General features: G+C 60.9%; 23 protein-coding genes and 1 other RNA gene. 9 read left to right on the forward strand and 15 right to left on the reverse strand.

Translation table 11 applies throughout. The annotated features are described in order from the left end of the window. Positions 1-33: 33 nt before the first annotated feature. Positions 34-1176, forward strand: a complete 1143-nt coding sequence (locus HBO10_RS07320) for a DegT/DnrJ/EryC1/StrS aminotransferase family protein (protein WP_034129003.1) — start codon at positions 34-36, stop codon at positions 1174-1176. A gap of 144 nt (positions 1177-1320) precedes the next feature. Here HBO10_RS07320 and gcvH read toward each other — a convergent pair whose 3' ends face one another. The 9 genes from gcvH to HBO10_RS07365 all read right to left on the reverse strand — a co-directional run bounded on the left by gcvH (position 1321) and on the right by HBO10_RS07365 (position 10719). Continuing rightward, entirely contained in the window at positions 1321-1704 is a 384-nt protein-coding gene (gene gcvH, locus HBO10_RS07325; RefSeq protein ID WP_003195293.1) for a glycine cleavage system protein GcvH, read from the reverse strand. Positions 1705-1756: 52 nt separating this feature from the next. Then, on the reverse strand, positions 1757-2839 hold the full coding sequence (gene gcvT, locus HBO10_RS07330; RefSeq protein WP_034129004.1) for a glycine cleavage system aminomethyltransferase GcvT: 1083 nt from the start codon (positions 2837-2839) through the stop codon (positions 1757-1759). A gap of 156 nt (positions 2840-2995) precedes the next feature. After that, positions 2996-4612, reverse strand: coding sequence for an iron ABC transporter permease (locus HBO10_RS07335; RefSeq protein ID WP_020301817.1), 1617 nt, complete (start codon positions 4610-4612; stop codon positions 2996-2998). Between the two features lie 150 nt (positions 4613-4762). Continuing rightward, positions 4763-5767, reverse strand: coding sequence for an extracellular solute-binding protein (locus HBO10_RS07340; RefSeq protein ID WP_034129005.1), 1005 nt, complete (start codon positions 5765-5767; stop codon positions 4763-4765). Positions 5768-5929: 162 nt separating this feature from the next. After that, on the reverse strand, positions 5930-7147 hold the full coding sequence (locus tag HBO10_RS07345) for a 2-octaprenyl-3-methyl-6-methoxy-1,4-benzoquinol hydroxylase (protein WP_169921967.1): 1218 nt from the start codon (positions 7145-7147) through the stop codon (positions 5930-5932). Between the two features lie 8 nt (positions 7148-7155). Further along, positions 7156-7641 (reverse strand): DUF4442 domain-containing protein, encoded by a 486-nt coding sequence (locus HBO10_RS07350; RefSeq protein ID WP_034129007.1) that lies wholly within the window; start codon positions 7639-7641, stop codon positions 7156-7158. Further along, positions 7634-8821 (reverse strand): 2-octaprenyl-6-methoxyphenyl hydroxylase, encoded by a 1188-nt coding sequence (gene ubiH / locus HBO10_RS07355; protein ID WP_034129008.1) that lies wholly within the window; start codon positions 8819-8821, stop codon positions 7634-7636. Before ubiH ends, HBO10_RS07350 begins: the two co-directional genes overlap by 8 nt. Then, complete coding sequence (gene pepP / locus HBO10_RS07360; RefSeq protein ID WP_034129009.1) at positions 8818-10140, reverse strand: Xaa-Pro aminopeptidase; 1323 nt, start codon at positions 10138-10140, stop codon at positions 8818-8820. The genes ubiH and pepP overlap by 4 nt, the downstream gene beginning before the upstream one ends. 21 nt (positions 10141-10161) lie before the next feature. Further along, complete coding sequence (locus tag HBO10_RS07365; RefSeq protein ID WP_034129010.1) at positions 10162-10719, reverse strand: YecA family protein; 558 nt, start codon at positions 10717-10719, stop codon at positions 10162-10164. A 138-nt stretch (positions 10720-10857) separates the two neighbouring features. Between HBO10_RS07365 and HBO10_RS07370 the strand changes: the two genes are divergently transcribed. From HBO10_RS07370 to HBO10_RS07385, 4 genes are all read left to right on the forward strand, one after another. Then, the gene (locus tag HBO10_RS07370) at positions 10858-11067 is read left to right on the forward strand and encodes a TIGR02449 family protein (RefSeq protein ID WP_003177365.1); all 210 of its coding nucleotides are present in this window, start codon (positions 10858-10860) and stop codon (positions 11065-11067) included. Further along, positions 11064-11381 (forward strand): cell division protein ZapA, encoded by a 318-nt coding sequence (locus tag HBO10_RS07375; RefSeq protein WP_034129011.1) that lies wholly within the window; start codon positions 11064-11066, stop codon positions 11379-11381. Before HBO10_RS07370 ends, HBO10_RS07375 begins: the two co-directional genes overlap by 4 nt. Before the next feature lie 30 nt (positions 11382-11411). Then, a non-coding RNA gene (gene ssrS / locus HBO10_RS07380) (6S RNA) lies at positions 11412-11590 on the forward strand. A gap of 57 nt (positions 11591-11647) precedes the next feature. After that, complete coding sequence (locus HBO10_RS07385; protein ID WP_034129012.1) at positions 11648-12280, forward strand: 5-formyltetrahydrofolate cyclo-ligase; 633 nt, start codon at positions 11648-11650, stop codon at positions 12278-12280. Positions 12281-12289: 9 nt separating this feature from the next. Here the strand turns inward: HBO10_RS07385 and HBO10_RS07390 are convergent, their stop codons facing one another. After that, entirely contained in the window at positions 12290-12439 is a 150-nt protein-coding gene (locus HBO10_RS07390; RefSeq protein WP_010207387.1) for a hypothetical protein, read from the reverse strand. 195 nt (positions 12440-12634) lie between these two features. Between HBO10_RS07390 and HBO10_RS07395 the strand changes: the two genes are divergently transcribed. Next, the gene (locus HBO10_RS07395) at positions 12635-13084 is read left to right on the forward strand and encodes an EVE domain-containing protein (RefSeq protein WP_034129013.1); all 450 of its coding nucleotides are present in this window, start codon (positions 12635-12637) and stop codon (positions 13082-13084) included. 114 nt (positions 13085-13198) lie between these two features. Here HBO10_RS07395 and HBO10_RS07400 read toward each other — a convergent pair whose 3' ends face one another. Next, positions 13199-13606 carry a flagellar basal body-associated protein FliL gene (locus HBO10_RS07400; RefSeq protein ID WP_014720413.1) on the reverse strand — a complete coding sequence of 136 codons (408 nt, stop codon included), beginning with the start codon at positions 13604-13606 and terminating at the stop codon, positions 13199-13201. A 150-nt stretch (positions 13607-13756) separates the two neighbouring features. Here HBO10_RS07400 and HBO10_RS07405 point away from each other — a divergent pair, with 150 nt between their 5' ends. Together HBO10_RS07405 and glpT are read left to right on the forward strand one after the other, a co-directional pair. Continuing rightward, positions 13757-14734, forward strand: coding sequence for an NADPH:quinone oxidoreductase family protein (locus tag HBO10_RS07405; protein WP_034129014.1), 978 nt, complete (start codon positions 13757-13759; stop codon positions 14732-14734). A 291-nt stretch (positions 14735-15025) separates the two neighbouring features. Next, positions 15026-16363: a glycerol-3-phosphate transporter gene (glpT, locus tag HBO10_RS07410; RefSeq protein ID WP_032878817.1), complete on the forward strand. Its 1338-nt coding sequence runs from the start codon at positions 15026-15028 to the stop codon at positions 16361-16363. Here the strand turns inward: glpT and HBO10_RS07415 are convergent. Beyond that, complete coding sequence (locus HBO10_RS07415) at positions 16360-17013, reverse strand: gamma-glutamylcyclotransferase (RefSeq protein ID WP_034129015.1); 654 nt, start codon at positions 17011-17013, stop codon at positions 16360-16362. The two genes, glpT and HBO10_RS07415, sit on opposite strands and share 4 nt — an antisense overlap. A 250-nt stretch (positions 17014-17263) precedes the next feature. Here HBO10_RS07415 and HBO10_RS07420 point away from each other — a divergent pair, with 250 nt between their 5' ends. After that, complete coding sequence (locus tag HBO10_RS07420; RefSeq protein WP_034129016.1) at positions 17264-17746, forward strand: hypothetical protein; 483 nt, start codon at positions 17264-17266, stop codon at positions 17744-17746. A 60-nt stretch (positions 17747-17806) separates the two neighbouring features. Here HBO10_RS07420 and HBO10_RS07425 read toward each other — a convergent pair whose 3' ends face one another. Genes HBO10_RS07425 through HBO10_RS07435 form a run of 3 tightly spaced genes read right to left on the reverse strand, consistent with a single transcriptional unit; the run spans position 17807 to position 22283 of the window. Beyond that, positions 17807-18775, reverse strand: coding sequence for a CDP-6-deoxy-delta-3,4-glucoseen reductase (locus HBO10_RS07425; RefSeq protein WP_034129017.1), 969 nt, complete (start codon positions 18773-18775; stop codon positions 17807-17809). Further along, the gene (ubiD, locus tag HBO10_RS07430) at positions 18775-20241 is read right to left on the reverse strand and encodes a 4-hydroxy-3-polyprenylbenzoate decarboxylase (protein ID WP_003195329.1); all 1467 of its coding nucleotides are present in this window, start codon (positions 20239-20241) and stop codon (positions 18775-18777) included. The genes HBO10_RS07425 and ubiD overlap by 1 nt, the downstream gene beginning before the upstream one ends. 59 nt (positions 20242-20300) lie before the next feature. Then, positions 20301-22283, reverse strand: a complete 1983-nt coding sequence (locus tag HBO10_RS07435) for an acyltransferase family protein (RefSeq protein WP_034129018.1) — start codon at positions 22281-22283, stop codon at positions 20301-20303. Positions 22284-22330: the final 47 nt, after the last annotated feature.

The raw sequence follows: 22330 nt of genomic DNA on the forward strand, positions 1-22330 counted from the left end.
CATTGCCTACCTGAAACGGATGCCTTCTTCGTCATGAGCCAACAGCCCTTCCTGCCGTTTTCCAAACCGACCATTGATGAAGCCACCATTTCGGCGGTCGGCGATGTTCTGCGTTCCGGCTGGATCACCAGCGGACCAAAGGTGCAGGCATTCGAAGCACAGCTGTCGGACTATTTTGGCGGCCGTCCGGTACGCACCTTCAACTCGGGCACCTGCACCATGGAGATCGCCTTGCGCATCGCCGGGATCGGGCCTGGGGATGAAGTCATCACCACCCCAATTTCCTGGGTTGCCACGGCTAACGTGATTCTCGAAGTCGGTGCCACTCCGGTCTTTGCCGACATCGACCCGGTGACGCGCAATATCGACCTGGCCCAGGTAGAAGCGGCCATTACTCCGCGCACCAAGGCGATCATCCCGGTCTACCTGGCCGGCTTGCCTGTGGATATGCCGATGCTCTACGCGCTGGCCAACAAGTACAACCTGCGTATTGTCGAAGATGCTGCCCAGGCCCTGGGGTCCAGCTGGGATGGAGAACGCATCGGCGCAACCGGCGACTTCGTGTCCTTCAGCTTCCAGGCGAACAAGAACATCACGTCGTCCGAAGGCGGCTGCCTGGTGTTGAACAATGCCGAGGAGGCCCGTCTGGCAGAGAAGTACCGACTGCAAGGCGTCACCCGCAGCGGCTTCGATGGCCTGGATGTGGATGTGCTGGGTGGCAAGTTCAACATGACCGACATTGCCGCCGCCATAGGCCTGGGGCAATTTGCGCACATCGAGAAGATCACCGCCCATCGTCAGAACCTGGCACGGCACTACTTCAAATGCTTTGGCAGCGATTTCGAAGCCCAATACGGCGCGCAACTGCCGCCGGCCGACTTCGAAAACAGCAACTGGCACCTGTTCCAACTGGTATTGCCGGAGCGCCAGGATGGCCTGCCAGCCCGCGCCACGTTCATGGAACAGATGCAGGCCCACGGCGTGGGTATCGGCTATCACTACCCGCCGATCCACCTGCTGAGCCTGTATCGGGCACAGGGTTTCAAGGAAGGCATGTTCCCGGTGGCGGAGCGTGTTGGGCGTTTGATCGTGTCGTTGCCGATGTTCACGGCGATGACAGAGGCGGATGTGGAGCGGGCTGTAGCGGCGGTTAAAGCCGTATTGAAAAGAGACTGATCACAACCAGCAGACACACCCCAATCAACTGTGGGAGCTGGCTTGCCTGCGATGCTGGCACCTCGGTGTATCGGTGATACCCGGGTGATCCAATCGCAGGCAAGCCAGCTCCCACATTGATTTGTGTCGTTGTAACTATGGCGTTTATTCGCCGATGGCGGCTTTGTAGCCCGCGGCATCCAGCAGCTTGTCCAGCTCGGCCTTGTCGCTTGGCTTGAGCTTGAAGATCCACGCGCCGTACGGGTCAGAGTTCAGCAGCTCAGGGCTGCCACTCAGCTCTTCGTTGACAGCAATCACTTCGCCGGCAACCGGCGAGTAGATATCCGAGGCTGCTTTCACCGACTCAACCACACCCGCCTGGCCTTGCGCTTCAAAATTGGCACCCACTTCCGCCAACTCAACAAACACCACATCACCCAAAGCTTCCTGTGCATGGTCGGAGATCCCGACGGTCACGGTGCCGTCAGCTTCCAGACGGGCCCATTCGTGACTTTCGGCAAAACGCAGGTCGGCAGGGATATTGCTCATAGTCTGTGTCCTCAAGATGAAATGTCAGCGGCCTTTGGCCTGCCGGAATTGGTTAGATCAGGGTTTTGCCATGACGCACGAAGGTCGGCTTGACCACTCGAACCGGATACCACTTGCCGCGGATTTCCACTTCGGCCCGGTCGGCAGTCGCCGTCGGCACACGCGCCAGCGCAATGGATTTGCTTAGCGTAGGCGAGAAACTACCACTGGTGATCTCTCCTTCGCCAACATTGGCGATACGAACCACCTGATGAGCACGTAGCACGCCACGCTCTTCGAGGACGAGCCCCACCAGTTTGAACTGCACGCCGGCCGCTTTTTCTGCTTCCAGCGCAGCGCGGCCAATGAAGTTACGCTCGACCGGTTCCCAGGCGATGCTCCAGGCCATATTGGCCGCCAGGGGCGAGACGGCCTGGTGAATATCCTGACCATAGAGATTCATGCCGGCCTCAAGGCGCAAGGTGTCGCGCGCACCGAGACCGATGGGGGAAATACCCGCGCCCACCAGATCGTTGAAAAAGCCCGGTGCCTGATCGGCCGGCAACACGATTTCGAGGCCGTCTTCGCCGGTATAGCCGGTGCGGGCGATAAACCAGTCGCCGTCGGCCCGGCCTTCGAACGGCTTGAGCTGATGGATCAGGGTGCCACGGGACTGGGTCACCAGTTCGGCGATTTTCTGCCGGGCGTGGGGGCCTTGGATGGCGAGCATGGCCAACTCTGACCGCTCATGCAGCTGCACTGAGTAGGTGCCCAGTTGCGCCTGCATCCAGGCCATGTCCTGATCGCGGGTGGCGGCGTTGACCACCAGGCGGTAACCGGTTTCGGTGCGGTAGACGATCATGTCGTCCACTACCCCGCCCTGCTCGTTGAGCATGGCGCTGTATAACGCACGGCCACAGCCATGCAGTCGGTCGACATCATTGGCCAGCAGGTACTGGAGCCATTCCTTGGCCTGGGGGCCGGTGACATCGATCACGGTCATATGAGATACATCGAAGACCCCGCAGTCACGTCGCACCTGGTGGTGCTCTTCAACTTGCGAGCCGTAATGCAAAGGCATATCCCAACCGCCAAAATCGACCATTTTCGCGCCGAGGGCGAGATGCAGGTCATACAGAGGCGTACGCTGTCCCATGGGTTTCTCCTTCCGGGCTTGGCGAAGGCGCGCAGAGCTGCCACTTGCGCTGAACACCTCGTACTACAAGGCCCGCAGCCACATACAGCAGGTCGATCCGAAAGACGGAGCGCACCGAATGCCGCGCATTGTAGCCTCAAGCCGTAGGACTGGCACCTAACCGATTTGCCGAGCCGAGCGACGAATCAGCCCGATGACCGGCAACAAGCCAACCAGCACAAGGGTCAGCGCCGGCAAAGACGCCCGCGCCCATTCGCCTTCACTGGTCATTTCAAAGATGCGGACCGCCAGGGTGTCCCAACCAAACGGGCGCATCAGCAAGGTGGCGGGCATTTCCTTGAGCACATCCACAAACACCAGCAGCGCTGCGCTCAACGTGCCCGGCAGCAATAACGGCAGATACACTTTGCAAAACAGCCGTGGGCCGCTCACGCCAAGGCTGCGTGCCGCTTCGGGCAGTGACGGACGGATTCGCGCCAGGCTGTTTTCCAGCGGCCCGTAGGCCACCGCCAGGAACCGCACCAGGTACGCCAGCACCAGTGCCGACAGGCTGCCCAGCAGCAAAGGCTTGCCCGCCCCGCCCAGCCATCCGGAGAGCGGCACCACCAACTCGCGGTCCAGGTAACTGAACGCCAGCATGATCGACACCGCCAGCACCGAGCCTGGCAAGGCATAGCCGACATTGGCCAGGCTGATACCGGAGCGAATCGCCCGGGTGGGCGCCAGACGGTTGGCAAAAGCCAGTATCAGCGCCACGCTGACGGTGATCAGGGCTGCGATCCCGCCCAGGTAAAGGGTATGCACGATCAGCCCGGTGTAACGTTCATCCAGGTCGAAGCGGCCACGCTGCCAGAACCATGCCACCAGTTGCAGCATCGGAATCACGAACGCACAGGCGAAGACCAAGCTGCACCACGCGCTGGCCGCCACGGCTTTGAACCCGCGCAGGTGGTACAACGCCTTGCCCCGTGGGCGCTCATTGCTCGGTCGGCTGGCCCCGCGCGCACGTCGCTCGCCATACAGCACCAGCATCACTACCAGCAGCAGCAGGCTGGCCAGTTGCGCGGCACTGGACAGGCTGAAAAAGCCGTACCAGGTTTTATAGATTGCGGTGGTAAAGGTGTCGAAATTGAACACCGAGACCGCGCCAAAATCCGCGAGCGTCTCCATCAGCGCCAAGGCCACACCGGCACCAATTGCTGGTCGCGCCATTGGCAATGCCACGCGCCAGAACGCTTGCCATGGCGATTGCCCCAGCACCCGCGCCGCTTCCATCAAGCCTTTGCCCTGGGCCAGGAACGCGCTGCGCGCCAGCAGGTAGACATAGGGATAGAACACCAGCACCAACACAATGACCACGCCGCTGGTAGAGCGTACCCGCGGCAAACGCAGCCCGGTGCCGAACCACTCGCGCAACAGGGTTTGCACCGGGCCGGCGAAATCCAGCAGGCCCACAAACACGAAGGCCAGCACATAGGCAGGGATTGCAAAGGGCAACATCAGTGCCCAGTCGAGCCAGCGCCGCCCGGGGAACTCGCACAGGCTGGTCAGCCAGGCCAGGCTGACGCCCAGCAGCGTCACGCCCAGGCCGACACCGAGCACCAGGGTCAAGGTGTTGCCCAGCAAGCGGGGCATCTGAGTGTCCCAGAGGTGCGACCAGATCTGCGGGTCGATGCTTTGCCAGGACAGCAACAGCACGCTCAGCGGCAACAGCACCAGGGCGGCGACGCTGAAAACCGGTAGGTACCAGCGACGTTGGGCGGGGTGGGCCAAGGAAAAGCTCTCAGAAAAATAAAGATGTTGAAGCGGCCACTAACCAATGTGGGAGCTAGCTTGCCTGCGATACAAGCACCTCGGTGTATCAGTGATACCGAAGTGATGCAATCGCGGGCAAGCCAGCTCCCACAGTTAAGCGGCGCAGCTTCAGTTCCAGCCAGCGCGATCCATCAGGCGAATCGCTTCGGCCTGGCGCTTGCCTGCCACTTCCACCGGCAAGGTATCGGCCACGAACTTGCCCCAGGTCGCCACTTCCGCCGATGGCGGTACCGCCGGGTTGGCCGGGAATTCCTGGTTGACGTCGGCGAAGATCTTCTGCGCCTCAGGCGTGGTCATCCACTCCACCAGCGCCTTGGCCGCCTCCGGGTGCGGTGCGTGCTGGGTCAGGCCGATGCCGGAGAGGTTCACATGCACGCCGCGGTCGCCCTGGTTCGGCCAGAACAACTTCACTGCCAGCTCTGGCTTCTGCTTGTGCAGGCGACCGTAGTAATAGGTGTTGACGATACCCACGTCGCACTGCCCGGCGTTGATCGCCTCCAGCACGGCGATGTCATCGGAGAACACGTCGGTGGAGAGGTTATTCACCCAACCCTTGATGATTTCTTCGGTCTTGGCCGCGCCATGGGTCTCGATCAACGTGGCGGTCAGCGACTGGTTATAGACTTTTTTCGCCGTGCGCAGGCACAGGCGGCCTTCCCACTGCTTGTCGGCCAGGGCTTCGTAGGTGGTCAGCTCGCCCGGTTTTACCCGGTCGGTGGAATAGGCGATCGTTCGCGCACGCAGGCTCAAACCGGTCCAGGCGTGGGCCGATGAGCGATATTGCAGAGGAATGTTCTTGTCGATCACAGGAGAGGTGAACGGTTGCAGGATGCCCATCTGCTCGGCCTGCCAGAGGTTGCCGGCGTCAACGGTGAGCAGCAGGTCGGCGGTGGCGTTCTCGCCCTCGGCCTTGATGCGCTGCATCAACGGGGCTTCCTTGTCGGTAATGAACTTGACCTGTACGCCGGTCTTTTTGGTGTAGGCGTCGAAGACGGGCTTGATCAGTTCGTCGATACGCGAGGAGTAGACCACGACTTCGTCGGCCGCCTGCACGGTGGTGCTGCCGATCAGGGTGAGTGCCAGGGCAGTCAGGAGGCGCTTGGGTGCCAACATGGGTGCGGTCTCTCATTTGCAAATGGAGGGCAAATGATAAGGACTCACATTTGGTAACGCTTGGTGGAGGCGTTACCAGATGTTGCACAGCCAGAATATGCGCCGGAGCTGACGGCCTCATCGCGGGCAAGCCCGGCTCCCACAGAGGGTTGTATTGTCAGTTCAGGGTTTGGCGAGTTCGGGAAGATCGCCAGTCAATCCCAGTGCCTGGCGCACAAACACGGCTTTGGCTTCGGGCATCTGGTCGACGATTTTCAACCCCGCGTTGCGTAACCAGCGCAGCGGCAGTTGATCGGCCTGGAACAAGCGCTCAAAGCCTTCCATCGCCGCCATCAGCGCCAGGTTATGGGGCATGCGACGTCGCTCGTAACGGCTCAGCACTTTCACATCGGCCAGGCGCTCGCCGCGCTCGGTCGCCGCCAACAGCATTTCGGCCAGCACGGCTGCATCGAGGAAACCCAGGTTGACGCCCTGCCCCGCCAACGGGTGAATGACGTGGGCGGCGTCGCCGATCAACGCCAGGCCTTCGGCCACATAACGTTTGGCATGGCGCTGGCGCAACGGTACGCACACACGCGGGTCGGCACAGACCACAGTGCCCAAGCGCCCCTCGAAGGCACGCTCCAGTTCCCGACAGAAGCGTTCATCATCCAGCGCCATCAAGCGCTCGGACTCCGCGGGCGTGGTCGACCAGACAATCGAGCACCAGTCTTCCTGCCCATCGCGCACCAGCGGCAGGAACGCCAACGGGCCGGTGTCGGTGAAACGTTGCCACGCGGTGCGCTGGTGCGGCTGACTGCTGCGCACGCTGGTGACGATGGCGTTGTGCAGGTAATCCCATTCGCGGGTAGGTGTACCGGTCAGGCGGCGTACGGCGGAGTTGGCACCGTCGGCGGCCACCACCAGCGGCGCGCGCAGCTTGCGGCCGTCGGCCAGGGTCAACAACCAGTCATCGCCGGATCGGCGCATTTGTTCCAGCCGCGCATTGGCCAGCAGGCCGAGGTCGCAGTCATGCAGGCGATCGAGCAAGGCATCTTGCACCACGCGGTTCTCGACGATATGCCCAAGCACCTCCGCATGCACGCTGGCCGCCGAGAAGTGGATCTGCCCAGTGCCGCTGCCGTCCCATACCTGCATTTCGCCATAGGGGCTGGCACGCCGCTCTACGATGCCGTCCCACACGCCCAGGCGCTCAAGAATGCGCTGGCTGGCCGCCGACAGCGCGCTCACCCGCGGTTCAAACGCCGCAGCCGGTTCAAACGGCTTGACGCTCAACGGGCTGCCGTCGAGCAGCAGCACCTGCAGGCCACTGCCCTGCAACGCCAGCGCCAGGGCGCTTCCGACCATTCCGGCCCCGACAATCAGCACATCTGCGCGCATGTCCATATTCAAGCCTGTCTCGCTGGCGGCTTGCGCCGCACATAAAGGGTTTTGTCGACCCGCGCCACCAGGGTGCCGGAGCCGTCATGAATCTCGACCTTGAGGTGGGGCAGATATTTCTCGCCACCTGCGGTCTGGCGCCGGATTTCATCGAGCAAAGCGTCGTCGATGGAGAATTCGGCATACACCGGGCCTTTGCCCGGCGAGATGAAGTCGATACTCGCAGCCTTGTCCCACACGATGTAGTCGCGGCCCAGGTTTTCCATCAACAGCAACATGTAGAACGGATCGACCATCGAATACAGGCTGCCGCCAAATTGCGTACCGACGTAATTGCGGTTGTACCAACCCAGGCCCATGCGCACCTTGGCATGCCGGAAGTCGGCACTCAGTGCCTGCACCCGCACCCCGGCGCCGAGGTACGGCGGGTACAGGGTGAGGAACCAGCGCAACAGCCGCGCCTTACCCACGCGTTGGGTTAGCCACTTACGCATCGGAACGCGTACCCAGGCCCATGGCCTGGCGGGCGAACCAGCGTTTGGCTGGTGGCAACAGGTCGAGGCCGAGCAAGCCCATATTGCGGCCCAGCGCCACCAACGGTTGGGCACTGCCAAACAGGCGCGTGACCTGGTCGGAGAAGCCTACGGTGAGTTGCTGGTCCAGGCGCTGGCGCTCGCGATAGCTTTGCAAAGTCGCCAGGTCACCCGGCACAGCAGGCCCGGCCAGCAGCGCTTCGGCCAAGGCATTGGCATCGCGCAGAGACAGATTGAACCCCTGCCCGGCAATCGGGTGCAGGCTATGGGCGGCATTGCCGAGGACCGCCAGGTGCGAACGCACTTGCTCTTCGGCTTTCACCAGGGTCAACGGGTACAGGTGGCGGGCACCCACTTGCTTGAGGGTGCCCAGGCGATACCCGAACACACCCTGCAGTTCGCTCAGGAAGCTACGCTCGTCGAGGCTGGCCAAGCGCTGGGCGTCCATGCCGATGCGGGTCCAGACCAGCGCGCAACGGTTGTCCGGCAGCGGAAGCAAGGCCATGGGGCCTTCATCGGTAAAGCGCTCGAACGCCTCGCCATTGTGCGCTTCGCTCGGGGTGATGTTTGCGATCAGCGCGCTCTGGTTGTAGGGCCGGGTTTTCACGCCAATGCCCAGTTGCTCTCGCAGGCCGGAACGGCCGCCATCGGCCAGTACCGCAAGGTCGCATTCCAGCACGGTTTCATCGTTGAGGGTCAGGCGATAGCCATCGGGCAGAGGCTCCATGCGCGTGACTTCCGCCGGGCAGCGCCAGCTCACCACGTCCTTGTCCAAGCCTTGCCACAGGCATTGGCCGAGCCAGGCGTTTTCCACCACATAACCCAGGGCTGGCACGCCCTCCTCCATCGCGGACAAACGCGCGGTGGAGAAGCGCCCACGGTCCGATACATGGATCTGCTTGATCGGCTCCGCACGTCGGGAAATGGCATGCCACAGGCCCAGCCGCTGGTAAATCTGGCGCGCGCCAAACGACAGCGCGGAAGAGCGCGCATCGTAGCTCGGCTGGTAGCTGTCGCCCGGTGCAAAGGGTTCGATCAGCACGATTTTCCAACCCCGCGCCTTGGCCCCCGCTTGCAATGCCAGGGCCAGGCTGGCGCCCACCAGGCCACCGCCGATAATCGCCAGGTTGACCCGGCTCATCGGGCAGCCGCCATCAACGCTTCGATCTCGGCAACGGTCTTGGGCACGCCGCCAGTCAGGATTTCACAGCCTTGCTTGGTCACTACCACGTCGTCCTCGATGCGCACGCCAATGCCACGCCATTTTTTTGCCACGTTCTGGTTGTCCGGGGAAATATAGATACCCGGCTCCACGGTCAAGGCCATGCCCACTTCCAGCACGCGCCATTCACCGCCCACTTTGTACTCGCCCACATCATGCACATCCATGCCCAGCCAGTGGCCGGCACGGTGCATGTAGAAGGCGCGGTAGGCTTCGCTGGCGATCAACTCGTCAACGTCACCTTGCAACAACCCCAGCTTCACCAGGCCCGCGGTGATGACCTGCACGGTCGCCTCGTGGGCCTGGTTCCAATGTTTGTTCGGCGCGATCTGCTTGAAGGCGGCTTCCTGGGAGGCCAGCACAATCTCGTAGATCGCCTTTTGCTCGGGCGAAAACTTGCCGTTGACCGGCCAGGTACGGGTGATATCGCTGGCGTAGCAATCGATCTCACACCCGGCGTCGATCAGCACCAGGTCGCCGTCCTTGAGCACTGCGTCATTCTGCTGGTAATGCAGGATGCAGCTGTTGCGCCCGGCGGCGACGATGGAGCCGTAGGCCGGCATTTTCGCACCGCCTTTGCGAAACTCGTAATCCAGCTCGGCTTCCAGGCTGAACTCATGCAGGCCGGCACGGCTGGCCTGCATCGCCCGCACATGGGCCGCACAGGAAATTCGCGCTGCCTCGCGCATCACCTTCACTTCTGCCGCCGATTTATACAGGCGCATATCGTGGAGCAAATGATCCAGGGCAACGAATTCGTTCGGCGGCTGGGCGCCCAGGTGTGCTTTGGAACGGATCACGTTGATCCACTCCATCACGTGCCGGTCGAACTCGGCATTGCTGCCCATGGCCGAGTACACGCGGTCGCGACCTTCGATCAGGCCGGGCAGGATGTCGTCGATATCGGTAATGGGGAAGGCGTCATCCGCGCCAAAGTCGCGAATCGCGCCCTCGGTGCCCGCACGCAGGCCGTCCCACAATTCGCGCTCGGCATTGCGCTCGCGGCAGAACAGCACGTACTCGCCGTGCTGGCGACCGGGCATCAGCACGATCACCGCTTCGGGCTCGGGGAAACCGCTCAGGTACTGGAAATCGCTGTCCTGGCGGTAAACATGCTCGACATCGCGGTTGCGGATGGCCACGGCGGCGGCCGGCAGGATCGCGATGCTGTTGGGTTCCATCTGCGCCATGAGCGCCTTGCGGCGACGGGTGTATTCCGCTTTGGGGATATGAATCATGGGCAGATGGGCTTCCTTTCTTTAGTGCAACGACGGCTTGGCAGCGACCGGCTCAGCGGACTTCCTGGTCTCGGTGAACAGCAGCAACGGCGCGACGCGCAGGTATTCCATGACTTCCATGTAGTCGCCTTCGCCATCTTCGGACTCTTCCAGGGCATCTTGCACCTGTGAGATCGCCGCCAGGTCCTGCAGCACTTCCTTGGCGTCGGTGCTCAGCTCCAGGCCGCCGGCATTCACGCCGAAACCGTGGAGGAAGCCCTGGCACCACTGGCCCAGGGCAGCAGCGCGCTCGGTGAGCGGCGCGTCATCGGTCGGCAGCAGCAGGACCACGGTGACGTCGTCACCGGTCAACTCGCCCTTGACCATCTCTTGCAGGCCGATCAACGCATTGCGCACGTTCTCGGTGGGTTCGGTTTCCAGCAACTCGGCCACATCGGCCAGCCAGTTGTCGGCATCAAAGCCCACACCGGTGCAACTGCGGCCCAACAGCACGCCGTGCAGTTCGGCAGGCGAGCAAGGGTGGCCGCTGGTGCTCAGCAGTTTGGAAAAAGCGTCGTACGGGGAATTTTGAATGGGCATGGTGAGCTAGGCGCCAGACGGCGCAATGTCTAGAATGGAGCGCTGTATCCTAGCACCGGCAGACGTACCAAGACTATCGAGGGCGTCAGATCGTTTATCCTGCAGTTGCCATTCATCAGACAAATCCAGTGGAACCCAATGGAAGACACCGACCTGCAAGCGCTGATGGCCAGACTCGAACTGCTAATTGATCGGGTCGAGCAACTTAAGAGTCAAAACGGACTCCTATTAGCTCAGGAAAAGACCTGGCGCGAGGAACGCGCTCACCTCATTGAAAAAAACGAAATCGCCCGGCGTAAGGTCGAATCGATGATTTCGCGCCTGAAGGCCCTGGAGCAAGACTCATGAGTTCAAGCAATAGCGTTACCGTGCAGATCCTCGACAAAGAATATTCGATCATCTGCCCCCAGGAAGAACGCAGCAACCTGGTGAGCGCTGCCCGCTACCTGGACGGCAAGATGCGCGAAATCCGCAGCAGCGGCAAAGTGATTGGCGCCGACCGCATCGCTGTGATGGCCGCGCTGAATATCACCCACGACCTGCTGCATAAGCAGGAGCGCCCTGACGTACAGGCCAGTGGTTCGACGCGCGAGCAGGTGCGTGACCTGCTTGATCGCGTGGATCTGGCGCTTTCCACCGATTCAGACACACGCAAGGGCTGATTGCCGAGCGGGTTTAAGGTATACTCGCCCCACTCCCTGGCGTGTTTGCCAGTCGGCGATGTCCCTGAGCCGATTCGCACTACCCTGGAAGTTGCACGTTGGGCTGGTGTGCATGTCCGCTAGACGGAAAGCCTTAAAGCCTACTGCTTCTTCCACCTTGAACTTTCGGGTTCAAGGGCTAAGTCGACAGCGGCTCTGTCGGGGAGCCTGAATTCCCAAACTCAATGCCAGTCCCCGGACTGGCATTGTTTTATGAGCCGAAAATCATGACCGAACCTGCGCCGCTATCTCGTCCGCAACTTCGACGCATGTTGCGCAAGGCCCGCCGCGCCCTCACGCCAAGCGAGCAGCGCCAGGCCGCTCAGGGTCTGTACCGGCAACTGGCACAGCACCCGCTGTTTCGCCGGGCCAAACATATCTCTTTATATTTGCCCACGGATGGTGAAATCGATCCGCGCCTGCTGCTGCGTGCGGCCCAGCGCCGCGGCAAAGCCACTTACCTGCCGGTGCTCAGCGCCTGGCCGCGCACCAAGATGGTGTTCCAGCGTGTACGACCTGGGGATAAGTTGCTGCCAAACCGCTTTCGCATCCTTGAACCACGGGTCAATGCCCATCGTCAGCGCCAGGTCTGGGCGCTGGACCTAGTGTTATTGCCGCTGGTGGGGTTCGACGATGTGGGTGGGCGCCTGGGCATGGGCGGCGGGTTCTACGATCGCAGCCTGGCCTATCTTGCCCGCCGCCAGAGCTGGCGCAAGCCAACGCTGCTGGGGCTGGCCCATGAATGCCAGAAAGTCGAACGCCTGGCGCAGGCGAGTTGGGATGTGCCGTTGGCGGGGACGGTGACTGATACGCAGTGGTATGACGCACAAACGCCGCTGGAAACAGCGGCGCCTTGGTGAATGCTTGAGTTAACGCTTGAACGGTTGTGGCTGCTGCTGAGCCAGTTCAACCGGTGCATCGGTCTTGTTCGACCACAGGCTCTGGGCATAACCGGTGGTCACGACGCCCAGACCAAACAAAATAACCAAAATCCATAGTAAATCCGGCTTACGTTGCATCGATTGCCCCCCTTTCAGGCACCTCGTACACGATGACAACAACGTTCCAAAGTAGTCCGTTGCAGCTGCGTCAAGCTTAAAAGCGCGCATTCTGCGGTAACGTGAACCAACACGCAAACCTTGACGCCAACCGACTGTCGGTTTGTCATGCAATTGCCCGACAACTTGCCCAATGCCTTTTTCAGGAGCCCAACAATGGCCTACTGGCTGATGAAATCCGAGCCCGACGAACTCTCTATCAACGGCCTGGAAAAGCTCGGCGAAGCGCGCTGGGACGGGGTACGCAACTATCAGGCCCGCAACTTTTTGCGCGCCATGGCCGTGGGCGACGAGTTTTTCTTCTACCACTCCAGTTGCCCGGAGCCAGGGATTGCCGGCATCGGCAAAATCACTCGGGCCGCCTATCCGGACCCCACTGCGCTGGAACCAGAAAGCCACTATTTCGACGCCAAGGCCACCCCGGAGAAAAACCCGTGGAGCGCGATCGATGTTGCCCACGTGCAGACCTTTCCCAAGGTGCTGGGCCTTGGCTATCTAAAGCAGCAAACTGCACTGGCTGAAATGCCGCTGGTGCAAAAGGGCAGCCGGCTTTCGGTCATGGCAGTCACACCGGAGCAGTGGGCAGCGGTCCTGCAGTTGCTTTAATTGATAATGGCTTCTTGCGGTGCCTGTCAGGGCCTCTTCGCGGGCAAGCCCGCTCCCACACTGGAATGCGAGCCCCTGTGAAAGCGGGCTTGCCCGCGATAGTCGCGCAGCGACTTACTGGATGATCAGGTTGTTGAACAGCAGGTCTTCTACCACCGGCTTGCCGGTTTCATCGTTCATCACCTGCTGCGTTTGCTTCAACGCTTCCTGACGCAGCTTTTCCTTGCCTTCCACACTGCTCATGGTCTCGTTGGTCTGCTGGGTAAACAGCGCGACCAGTTGGTTGCGAATCAACGGGTCGTTGGCCTTGACCAGCTTCGCCGCCTCATCACCGGTCACGCGCAGTGCAATGTCGGCCTTGTAGACCTTGAGCTTGGCGGTGCCATCCAGGCCGTAATTGCCCACGAACGGCGGGCTCAGGCTGATATAGCTGACCTTCGGCGCCTCGCCCTCTTTGGCCTCTTCGGCCTGGGCTGCCATCGGCAAGGTCAGGGCCAGCATCAACAGGATCCACGCTTTCACAGTTCATTCCTCGAATTCGGTTGCCGGGTAGCATAACGCTAGCAAGGCTGAGCACAAGCTTATGGGGGCTTATCAGGCGCGGGCATGCTCGTTGACCCACGGGCGTTCCCTCCTACACTTATCGGCCACGACGCCAAAAGGAATAGTCCGATGAAAGCTGTGCTGTGCAAAGCCTTCGGCCCCGCCGAAACCCTGGTGCTGGAAGAGATCGCCAGCCCCGCGATCAAGAAGAACGAAATCCTGTTGGACGTGCACGCCGCCGGGGTGAATTTCCCGGACACCCTGATCATCGAAGGCAAATACCAGTTCAAGCCGCCCTTTCCGTTCTCACCCGGTGGCGAAGCGGCAGGCGTGGTCAGTGAAGTGGGTGAGAAAGTCAGCCATCTGAAAGTCGGTGACCGTGTGATGGCGCTGACCGGCTGGGGCAGCTTTGCCGAGCAGGTCGCGGTGCCCGGCTATAACGTGCTGCCGATCCCGCCGAGCATGGATTTCAACACCGCCGCCGCCTTCAGCATGACGTACGGCACCTCCATGCATGCGCTGAAACAACGCGCCAACCTGCAACCCGGCGAGACCTTGCTGGTGCTTGGCGCGTCCGGTGGCGTGGGCCTGGCCGCCGTGGAGATCGGTAAGGCCATGGGCGCCCGGGTGATTGCCGCCGCCAGCAGCGCCGACAAACTCGCGGTGGCCAAGGCGGCTGGCGCCGATGAGTTGATCAACTACAGCGAAGCCAGCCTCAAGGATGAGGTCAAGCGCCTGACCGATGGCAATGGCGCCGATGTTATCTACGACCCGGTGGGTGGCGACCTGTTTGACCAGGCCATTCGTTCGATCGCCTGGAATGGGCGGCTGCTGGTGGTGGGGTTCGCCAGTGGGCGTATTCCTGAACTGCCGGTGAACCTGGCGCTGCTCAAGGGCGCAGCGGTGGTCGGGGTTTTCTGGGGCTCGTTTGCCCAGCGCCAGCCGCAGGACAATGCAGCGAATTTCCAGCAGTTGTTCACCTGGTATGGCGAGGGCAAGCTCAAGCCATTGGTGTCGCAGGTGTATCCGCTGGAACAGGCCGCAAAGGCGATCAATGATCTGGGGCAGCGCAAGGCAGTGGGTAAAATAGTTGTCCAAACCCGATAACACACCTGAAATGCAATCCATGTGGGAGCTGGCTTGCCTGCGACAGCGGTGAGTCAGCTGCTACAGATGAAGCTGAAAGACCGTCATCGCAGGCCAGCCAGCTCCCACAGTAGTTACTTCGCGGTCTTAGGACCTAACCACGACCATCACTTATCTATAGGCGACATGTTCGTAAAAGAACATGCAATTGCTCTCGTTTCCTGTGTTTGCAGATAAGAGGCGATGCTATTTTCGGTAACGAAACTGTAACATTCGCATCCGCAGTCAAAACAAGAAATTTGGAGCTCTTGAATGTTTGCTTTCTTTCGTCCTGCCGCACACCAGGCGCCCCTGCCTGAAGAAAAAATAGACAGTACCTACCGACGGCTGCGCTGGCAGATCTTCGCGGGTATTTTCTTTGGTTACGCCGGTTACTACCTGCTGCGTAAAAACTTCTCCCTGGCCATGCCCTACCTGATCGACGAGGGTTACACCCGCGGTGAACTGGGCCTGGCGATGTCGGCGATTGCGATTGCCTACGGCTTGTCCAAATTTCTGATGGGCCTGGTGTCCGACCGCTCCAACCCACGCTATTTCCTGCCCTTTGGCCTGCTGGTTTCGGCGGGGGTGATGTTCATTTTCGGTTTCGCACCTTGGGCAACGTCCAGCGTGACCATGATGTTCATTTTGCTGTTCATCAACGGCTGGGCCCAGGGCATGGGTTGGCCGCCAAGTGGGCGGACCATGGTGCACTGGTGGTCGCAGAAAGAACGCGGCGGCGTGGTGTCCGTGTGGAACGTGGCGCATAACGTCGGCGGTGGCTTGATCGGCCCGCTGTTCCTGCTGGGCATGGCGTGGTTCAACGACTGGCATGCGGCGTTCTATGTACCGGCCACCGTGGCCCTGGCGGTGGCGGCGTTTGCCTTCATCACCATGCGGGACACTCCGCAATCGGTGGGCCTGCCGCCTATCGAGAAGTACAAGAACGACTATCCGGAAGGCTACGATGCCAGCCACGAAGACGAATTCAGCGCCAAGGAAATCTTCGTCAAGTACGTGCTGCGCAACAAAATGCTCTGGTACATCGCCTTCGCCAACGTGTTTGTCTATCTGCTGCGCTACGGCGTACTGGACTGGGCGCCGACCTACTTGAAAGAAGCCAAGCACTTCACGGTCGATAAGTCGTCCTGGGCGTACTTCTTCTACGAGTGGGCAGGTATCCCGGGCACGCTGCTGTGCGGCTGGATGTCGGACAAGATCTTCCGTGGCAACCGCGGCCTGACCGGTATCGTGTTCATGGCCCTGGTGACAGTGGCCACCCTGGTTTACTGGCTCAACCCGCCGGGCAACCCGATGATCGACATGATTGCGCTGTTCTCCATCGGCTTCCTGATCTACGGCCCGGTGATGCTGATCGGCCTGCAGGCATTGGAACTGGCTCCGAAGAAGGCCGCCGGCACCGCAGCGGGCTTCACCGGTCTGTTCGGTTATCTGGGCGGTTCGGTAGCGGCAAGTGCGGCCATGGGCTACACGGTCGACCATTTCGGCTGGGACGGTGGTTTCGTGCTGCTGATTGGTGCGTGCGTACTGGCGATCGCGTTCCTGATCCCCACGCTGTGGCACACCAACAGTGTCAGCTCGGCGCGTTAATCGCCCGGGCAACCCTTGGCACAACGCTTGAGCCGCGCCTCCAGGTTTTTATCTGGCATGGCGTGGCTACGCAGGGCGTTCACGGTCTGCTCGACATAATCGCGAGTCGTGCCGTAACGCCCGCAAGCGCTTTGCAGTACATGGTTAAGCACGATATCGGGCAAGTTGCCGGCATAGCTGGGCAAATGCCGCTCCAACACAAACCCCAACGCCTGCACGGTACTGCCATCCTGTAACCGACAGCTGAGCCAGTGCGGCCGGTAAGAGGGGTAAGGCATCTCACGTTGCCACAGGGCATACAGCGAGGCCTCCAACTGATCGTCCGGCAAACGGTAGGCGAACCCGCTGCAGGAACCACCGCGGTCCAGCCCGAACACCAACCCCGGCAATTCCGGCGTACCCCGATGCTCATGGGACCACAGGTACAAGCCCCGGTGATAACCGTGGACCCGTGCCCGTACGCGCTCGGTGGATGAACATTCAGGGCGCCAGATCAGTGAACCATAAGCAAATAGCCACACCGGCCCGCCCTTATGCCGCGCCATGGTGGCTTGCATCGAGCTCATCAACTGTTCGTGTGTGAGTTGCGGCCCAAGATCGAGGCGCGGAGGGTAAGCCAATTGCAGAAGATCGGTTTCAATGGCGGTCATGGCGAAATGCGGTGCGCCTCCTGAGTGTTACCAGTTGTGAGCGACTTTACCGTAATAAAACGCAGCGCTGTAACCGTACGGCGAAAAAGTGCCACTGGGCATTAATCAACGCCGCCACTCGTCAGGATCTGGACGGTTAATCCCGCTACTGTCAGCCCCGGTTCAGCCTGGGCGGGCGCCATGCCGTCAAACTAGCGCGCACATAACGACCCACTTAGCCGTTCATTACATCGACTATCGAGGTCGCCCCATGAAAAAATTTCGATTGCCTGGGCTGTTGTTCCTGGCCCAAGCCACCACCGCGCTGGCGAGCGAAACCCCACTCGCCAACGACGACAAAGGCTTCTGGTACGCCCAGACCAGTGTCTACACCCGGCACTTCGCACCCGACCCCGAGCACAACAACAAGCAGGACTTGATCGGCCTGGAACGCAACGAGGCATCGGGGCTGTTGTATGGTGGGGTGACTTTTCGCAACTCGTTCCGCCAGCGCTCGTACTACGCCTATGCGGGCAAGCGCTATGACCTGGCCGACTATCCGGTGTATGCAAAATTGACCGGCGGGCTGCTTCAGGGCTATCGCGGCGACTACCGCGACAAGATCCCGTTGAACCGATTCGGTGTGGCGCCGGTGATCATTCCGTCGGTGGGCGCGCATTACGGGCCGGTGGCGGCGGAGTTGGTGTTGCTCGGGTTCAACGCGGCAATGGTGACAACTGGCGTGCGCTTCTGACACGACACTGTCCCCTGTGGGAGCTGACTTGCCTGCTCCTACATTATTCAGCGCAAGGCTTCAGGGCCTTGGGGCGTAGGCGAAGACGTCGGCGCGCATCCGGTGCGCATCCATGCCGGCGCTGACCAGTGCGTCCAGCGTGCCGTAGATCATCGCCGGCGAACCGCTGGCGTAGACGTGCACGCTATTGAGGTCGGCAATGTCTTCGCACACTGCCTCATGCAGCAAACCACAGCGCCCTTCCCAACCACACAGGTCGCTGACGACTTTGTGCAGGAACAGGTTGGGTAATTGCAGCCATTGATCCCAATGCTCGATTTCGTAGAAATCTTCCGGCAGACGCACGCCCCAATACAGATGCACCGGGTGCTTGAAACCTGAAGCGCGGCAATGCTCGATCAGACTGTTCATCTGCGCCATGCCGGTGCCGGCGGCCATCAGTACCAGTGGCCCGTCTGGCAGTTCAGCCAGGTGAGTGTCGCCAAACGGCAGCTCGACGCGCGCCATCTGGTTACGCTGCAACTGTTCGATTAGGCTGCGCGCGCTGGCTTCTCGTGCCAGTACATGCAACTCCAACTCACGCCCGGCATGGGGCGCCGAGGCCAGGGAAAACGCTGACTTCTCGCCGTTGTCCCGCTCGATCATCAGGTATTGCCCGGCGTGATAACGCACCGCCTTGCCAGCCGGGGCGCGCAGGCGCACGCGCCACACATCGCCACCCACTTGCGCACACTCGATCAATTGGCACGACAATTTGCGCAACGGCAACTCTCCCGGCGCCAGAACGCCATCCCACAGCACCACACAATCCTCCAGGGGCTCGGCGATACAGGTGTAGAACTCCCCATGATCGCGCACTTCCCCGGCTTGGCGTACCCGGCCCTCCACCAGCAACGCCGCGCAGACATGGCACACGCCATTGCGACAGGCTTGAGGGCACTCATAGCCCAGGCGACGGGCGCCTTCGAGGATTCGCTCGCCAGGAGCCAGCTCCAGCACAGCACCGGAAGGTTGCAGGGTTACACGCATCAATCTATTCCCAATTCTTTCCAGATCGCATCGACCCGCGCAGTGACAGCTTCATCCTTGACGATCACCCGGCCCCACTCACGCGTGGTTTCGCCCGGCCATTTGTGCGTGGCATCCAGGCCCATCTTTGAGCCAAGGCCCGATACCGGCGACGCGAAGTCGAGGTAGTCGATAGGCGTGTTGTCGATCATCACCGTATCGCGCTTGGGGTCCATGCGCGTGGTGATGGCCCAGATCACGTCGTTCCAGTCCCGGGCATTGATGTCGTCGTCGGTGACAATAACGAACTTGGTGTACATGAACTGTCGCAAAAACGACCATACGCCGAGCATTACCCGCTTGGCATGCCCCGGATACGACTTCTTCATGGTCACGATGGCCATGCGATACGAACAGCCCTCGGGCGGCAGGTAGAAGTCGGTGATTTCCGGGAATTGCTTTTGCAGGATCGGCACGAACACTTCGTTGAGCGCCACGCCGAGGATGGCGGGCTCATCGGGCGGACGACCCGTGTAGGTGCTGTGGTAGATCGGCTTGACCCGATGGGTGATGCGCTCGACGGTGAACACCGGGAAGCTGTCGACTTCGTTGTAGTAACCGGTGTGGTCGCCGTAGGGGCCTTCATCGGCCATTTCACCTGGGTGAATCACGCCTTCAAGGATGATTTCGGCGGTGGCCGGCACTTGCAGGTCATTACCGCGGCACTTCACCAGCTCCGTGCGATTACCGCGCAACAAACCGGCGAAAGCGTACTCGGAGAGGCTGTCAGGTACGGGCGTGACCGCGCCGAGGATGGTCGCCGGGTCGGCACCCAGGGCCACGGATACCGGGAACGGCTTGCCGGGATGCTTTTCGCACCACTCACGGAAGTCGAGGGCGCCGCCACGGTGGCTCAGCCAGCGCATGATCACTTTGTTACGGCCAATGACTTGCTGACGGTAGATACCGAGGTTCTGGCGGTCCTTGTTCGGGCCTTTGGTGACGGTCAGGCCCCAGGTGATCAGCGGGCCGACGTCGCCGGGCCAGCAGGTTTGCACCGGGAGCATGGCCAGGTCGACATCGTCACCCTCAATGACCACTTCCTGGCACACCGCGTCCTTGACCACCTTGGGGGCCATGGCAATGATCTTGCGGAAGATCGGCAGCTTGGACCAGGCGTCCTTCAAGCCCTTGGGCGGCTCGGGCTCCTTGAGAAAAGCCAGCAGCTTGCCGATCTCGCGCAGTTCGCTGACGGACTCGGCGCCCATGCCAAAGGCCACGCGCTCGGGAGTGCCGAACAGGTTGCCCAGCACCGGAATATCGAAGCCGGTCGGGTTTTCGAACAACAGCGCCGGGCCCTTGTTGCGCAAGGTGCGGTCGCAAATCTCAGTCATTTCCAGCACCGGAGAAATCGGCATCTGGATACGTTTCAACTCTCCGCGCTGCTCAAGTTGCTGCACGAAATCCCGAAGATCCTTGAATTTCATTAACCATGCCACCCGTAAAATAGGCGTACATCCTACCTGCTCTGAGGGCGGCTGGCAGCTTAATTGGCCGTCAATCCGCGTGATTGCAACGAACTGAACAACGGCTCCAGGAAGGCTTCGATGTGTCGCGCGCCGACGTCTGAAAGGTGGTTATCGTCGGTATACAGCGCTCGGCCATTGAGTTCGACCCGGCATACACCGTCGGTGCCACACAGCAAAGGTGCAGGGTCCAGCACCGCGACACCGCTGTCGGCCGCCGCCAACTCATCAAACAAGTGCGTGATAAAGGCCTGGCGCTTTACATGCTCGGCCACGGCGAGCCCTTCACCGTCCACGGGGCGGTTCATCATGGCCAGGCGGCTGAGACGGTAAGGTACGATGATTTCCTGCAGCGGCACTTCCTTGACCAGCCAGACCTTGTGCCCGGCAGCGCGCAAGCCCTGGATGCGCTCGCGCAAGCCCTGGGCAAAGCGTTGTTCGGCGACGGCACGCACATACTGGCCGGTGCCGGGGTCTTTGAGCGCATGCTCCTTGTCACCGGACATTTGCCCGTACACATACAGGCTCCAGCGGGCGGCCAACACCACATCGCTGAAAGCCTGCTCGGACATGGCCTTCTCGACGCGACGATTGAAATGCGCGCAGCGGGCAATATTCTCCAGGCCATCGAGGGGAATACAGCCGGCAAAACTGGCTTCGACCAGGCTGATATCGTGGCGATCAGCGCCCTCTTTGAGTGCGGGTATCAGCGCGGTGGCGTGACTGTCGCCCCATACCAGCGCTGAAACAGATTGGCCTTTCGGGCCGAAATGGCAGAACAAGCGTTCATCGGGCGTATCTTTGTCGGCCATGCACGCCAGCAGGTCAGGGCTCCACTTCTTGGCCTGGGCAAAACGCAACGCCTGTTCGGACAAGCGCGAAGGCACGCCGTCAGCTTCGCGTATCGCAAGACCAGTGAAGCCCAGCCCCAGAATGCCGACCATGGCTGACGCCAGAATCGCATTACGCGAAGCCAGCAAACGTTTTTCCCGGAACGGCGTTTCCACGAAGCGCCAGGACAGATAGCCCAGCACCAGCGAAAGCTGCATCAGCCCCGCCAGCTCCAGCGCGCTCAAGCCATCCACCGCGGCATAGTTGGCGTACACGAACACCGGCCAGTGCCAGAGGTACCAGGAATAAGAGATCAGCCCGATACCCACCATGATCCGTGTGCCCAACAGGCGAGCGACCCAGGTCTGTTGCTGGCCGTTGGCCCAGATCAACCCGACCACCCCCAGCACGGGCAACAACGCGGTCGCACCTGGGAACGGCGTTTTCGCGTCGTAGCCCAGCACAGCGATGAGGATCAATGCCAGGGAAGCCAGGCTGACCCCTTGAGCCAAGGCCGGCGAGGCGCGCCATTCACGCTTGGGCTGCACCGCCAGCATTGCACCGGCCAGTAGTTCCCAGGCCCGCAGGTGCAACAGGAAGAAGGCTTTCTGCGGCTCATGCTGAACCGCCCAGACGCTCATGCCAAACGACACCAACAGTACCGCGAACAATGCCAGGCGCCAGTGCTTCAACCGACTGGAAAGCAACGTCAGCAGCAATGGGAAGAAAATATAGAACTGCTCTTCTACTGCAAGCGACCAGGTATGCAGCAAGGGCTTGATGTCGGATGAGGCATCAAAGTAGCCATGCTGACGCGAGAACAACAGGTTCGACGTAAAGGTCACCTGATAGTGCGCAGACCGCCCTAACTCCTCATAGTCCTTGGGCGCCAACAGAAACCAACCCACTGCCAGTGTCGCGGCGATCATCACAAACAGGGCCGGCAAGATACGCCGGGCTCGACGAGCCCAGAAGTCGATGAAGCTGAAGCGTCCAGCTTGACGCTCACGCCAGATAATTGACGTGATCAGGAAACCTGAGATGACGAAGAAGACGTCAACGCCAACAAAACCGCCAGTAATGCCAGGGACACCAAAGTGGAACAACACGACTGCAAGGACAGCAATGGCACGCAGGCCATCGATGTCTCTGCGGTAAGCAAGGGTGGTCATAAGAATGTGGTCAGTCTGCGACGAAAGGGATGAGCGAAGTCACGCGT

Source organism: Pseudomonas sp. WS 5503, from assembly GCF_012985385.1.
In the GTDB taxonomy this organism is placed as follows: Bacteria; Pseudomonadota; Gammaproteobacteria; order Pseudomonadales; family Pseudomonadaceae; genus Aquipseudomonas; species Aquipseudomonas paracarnis.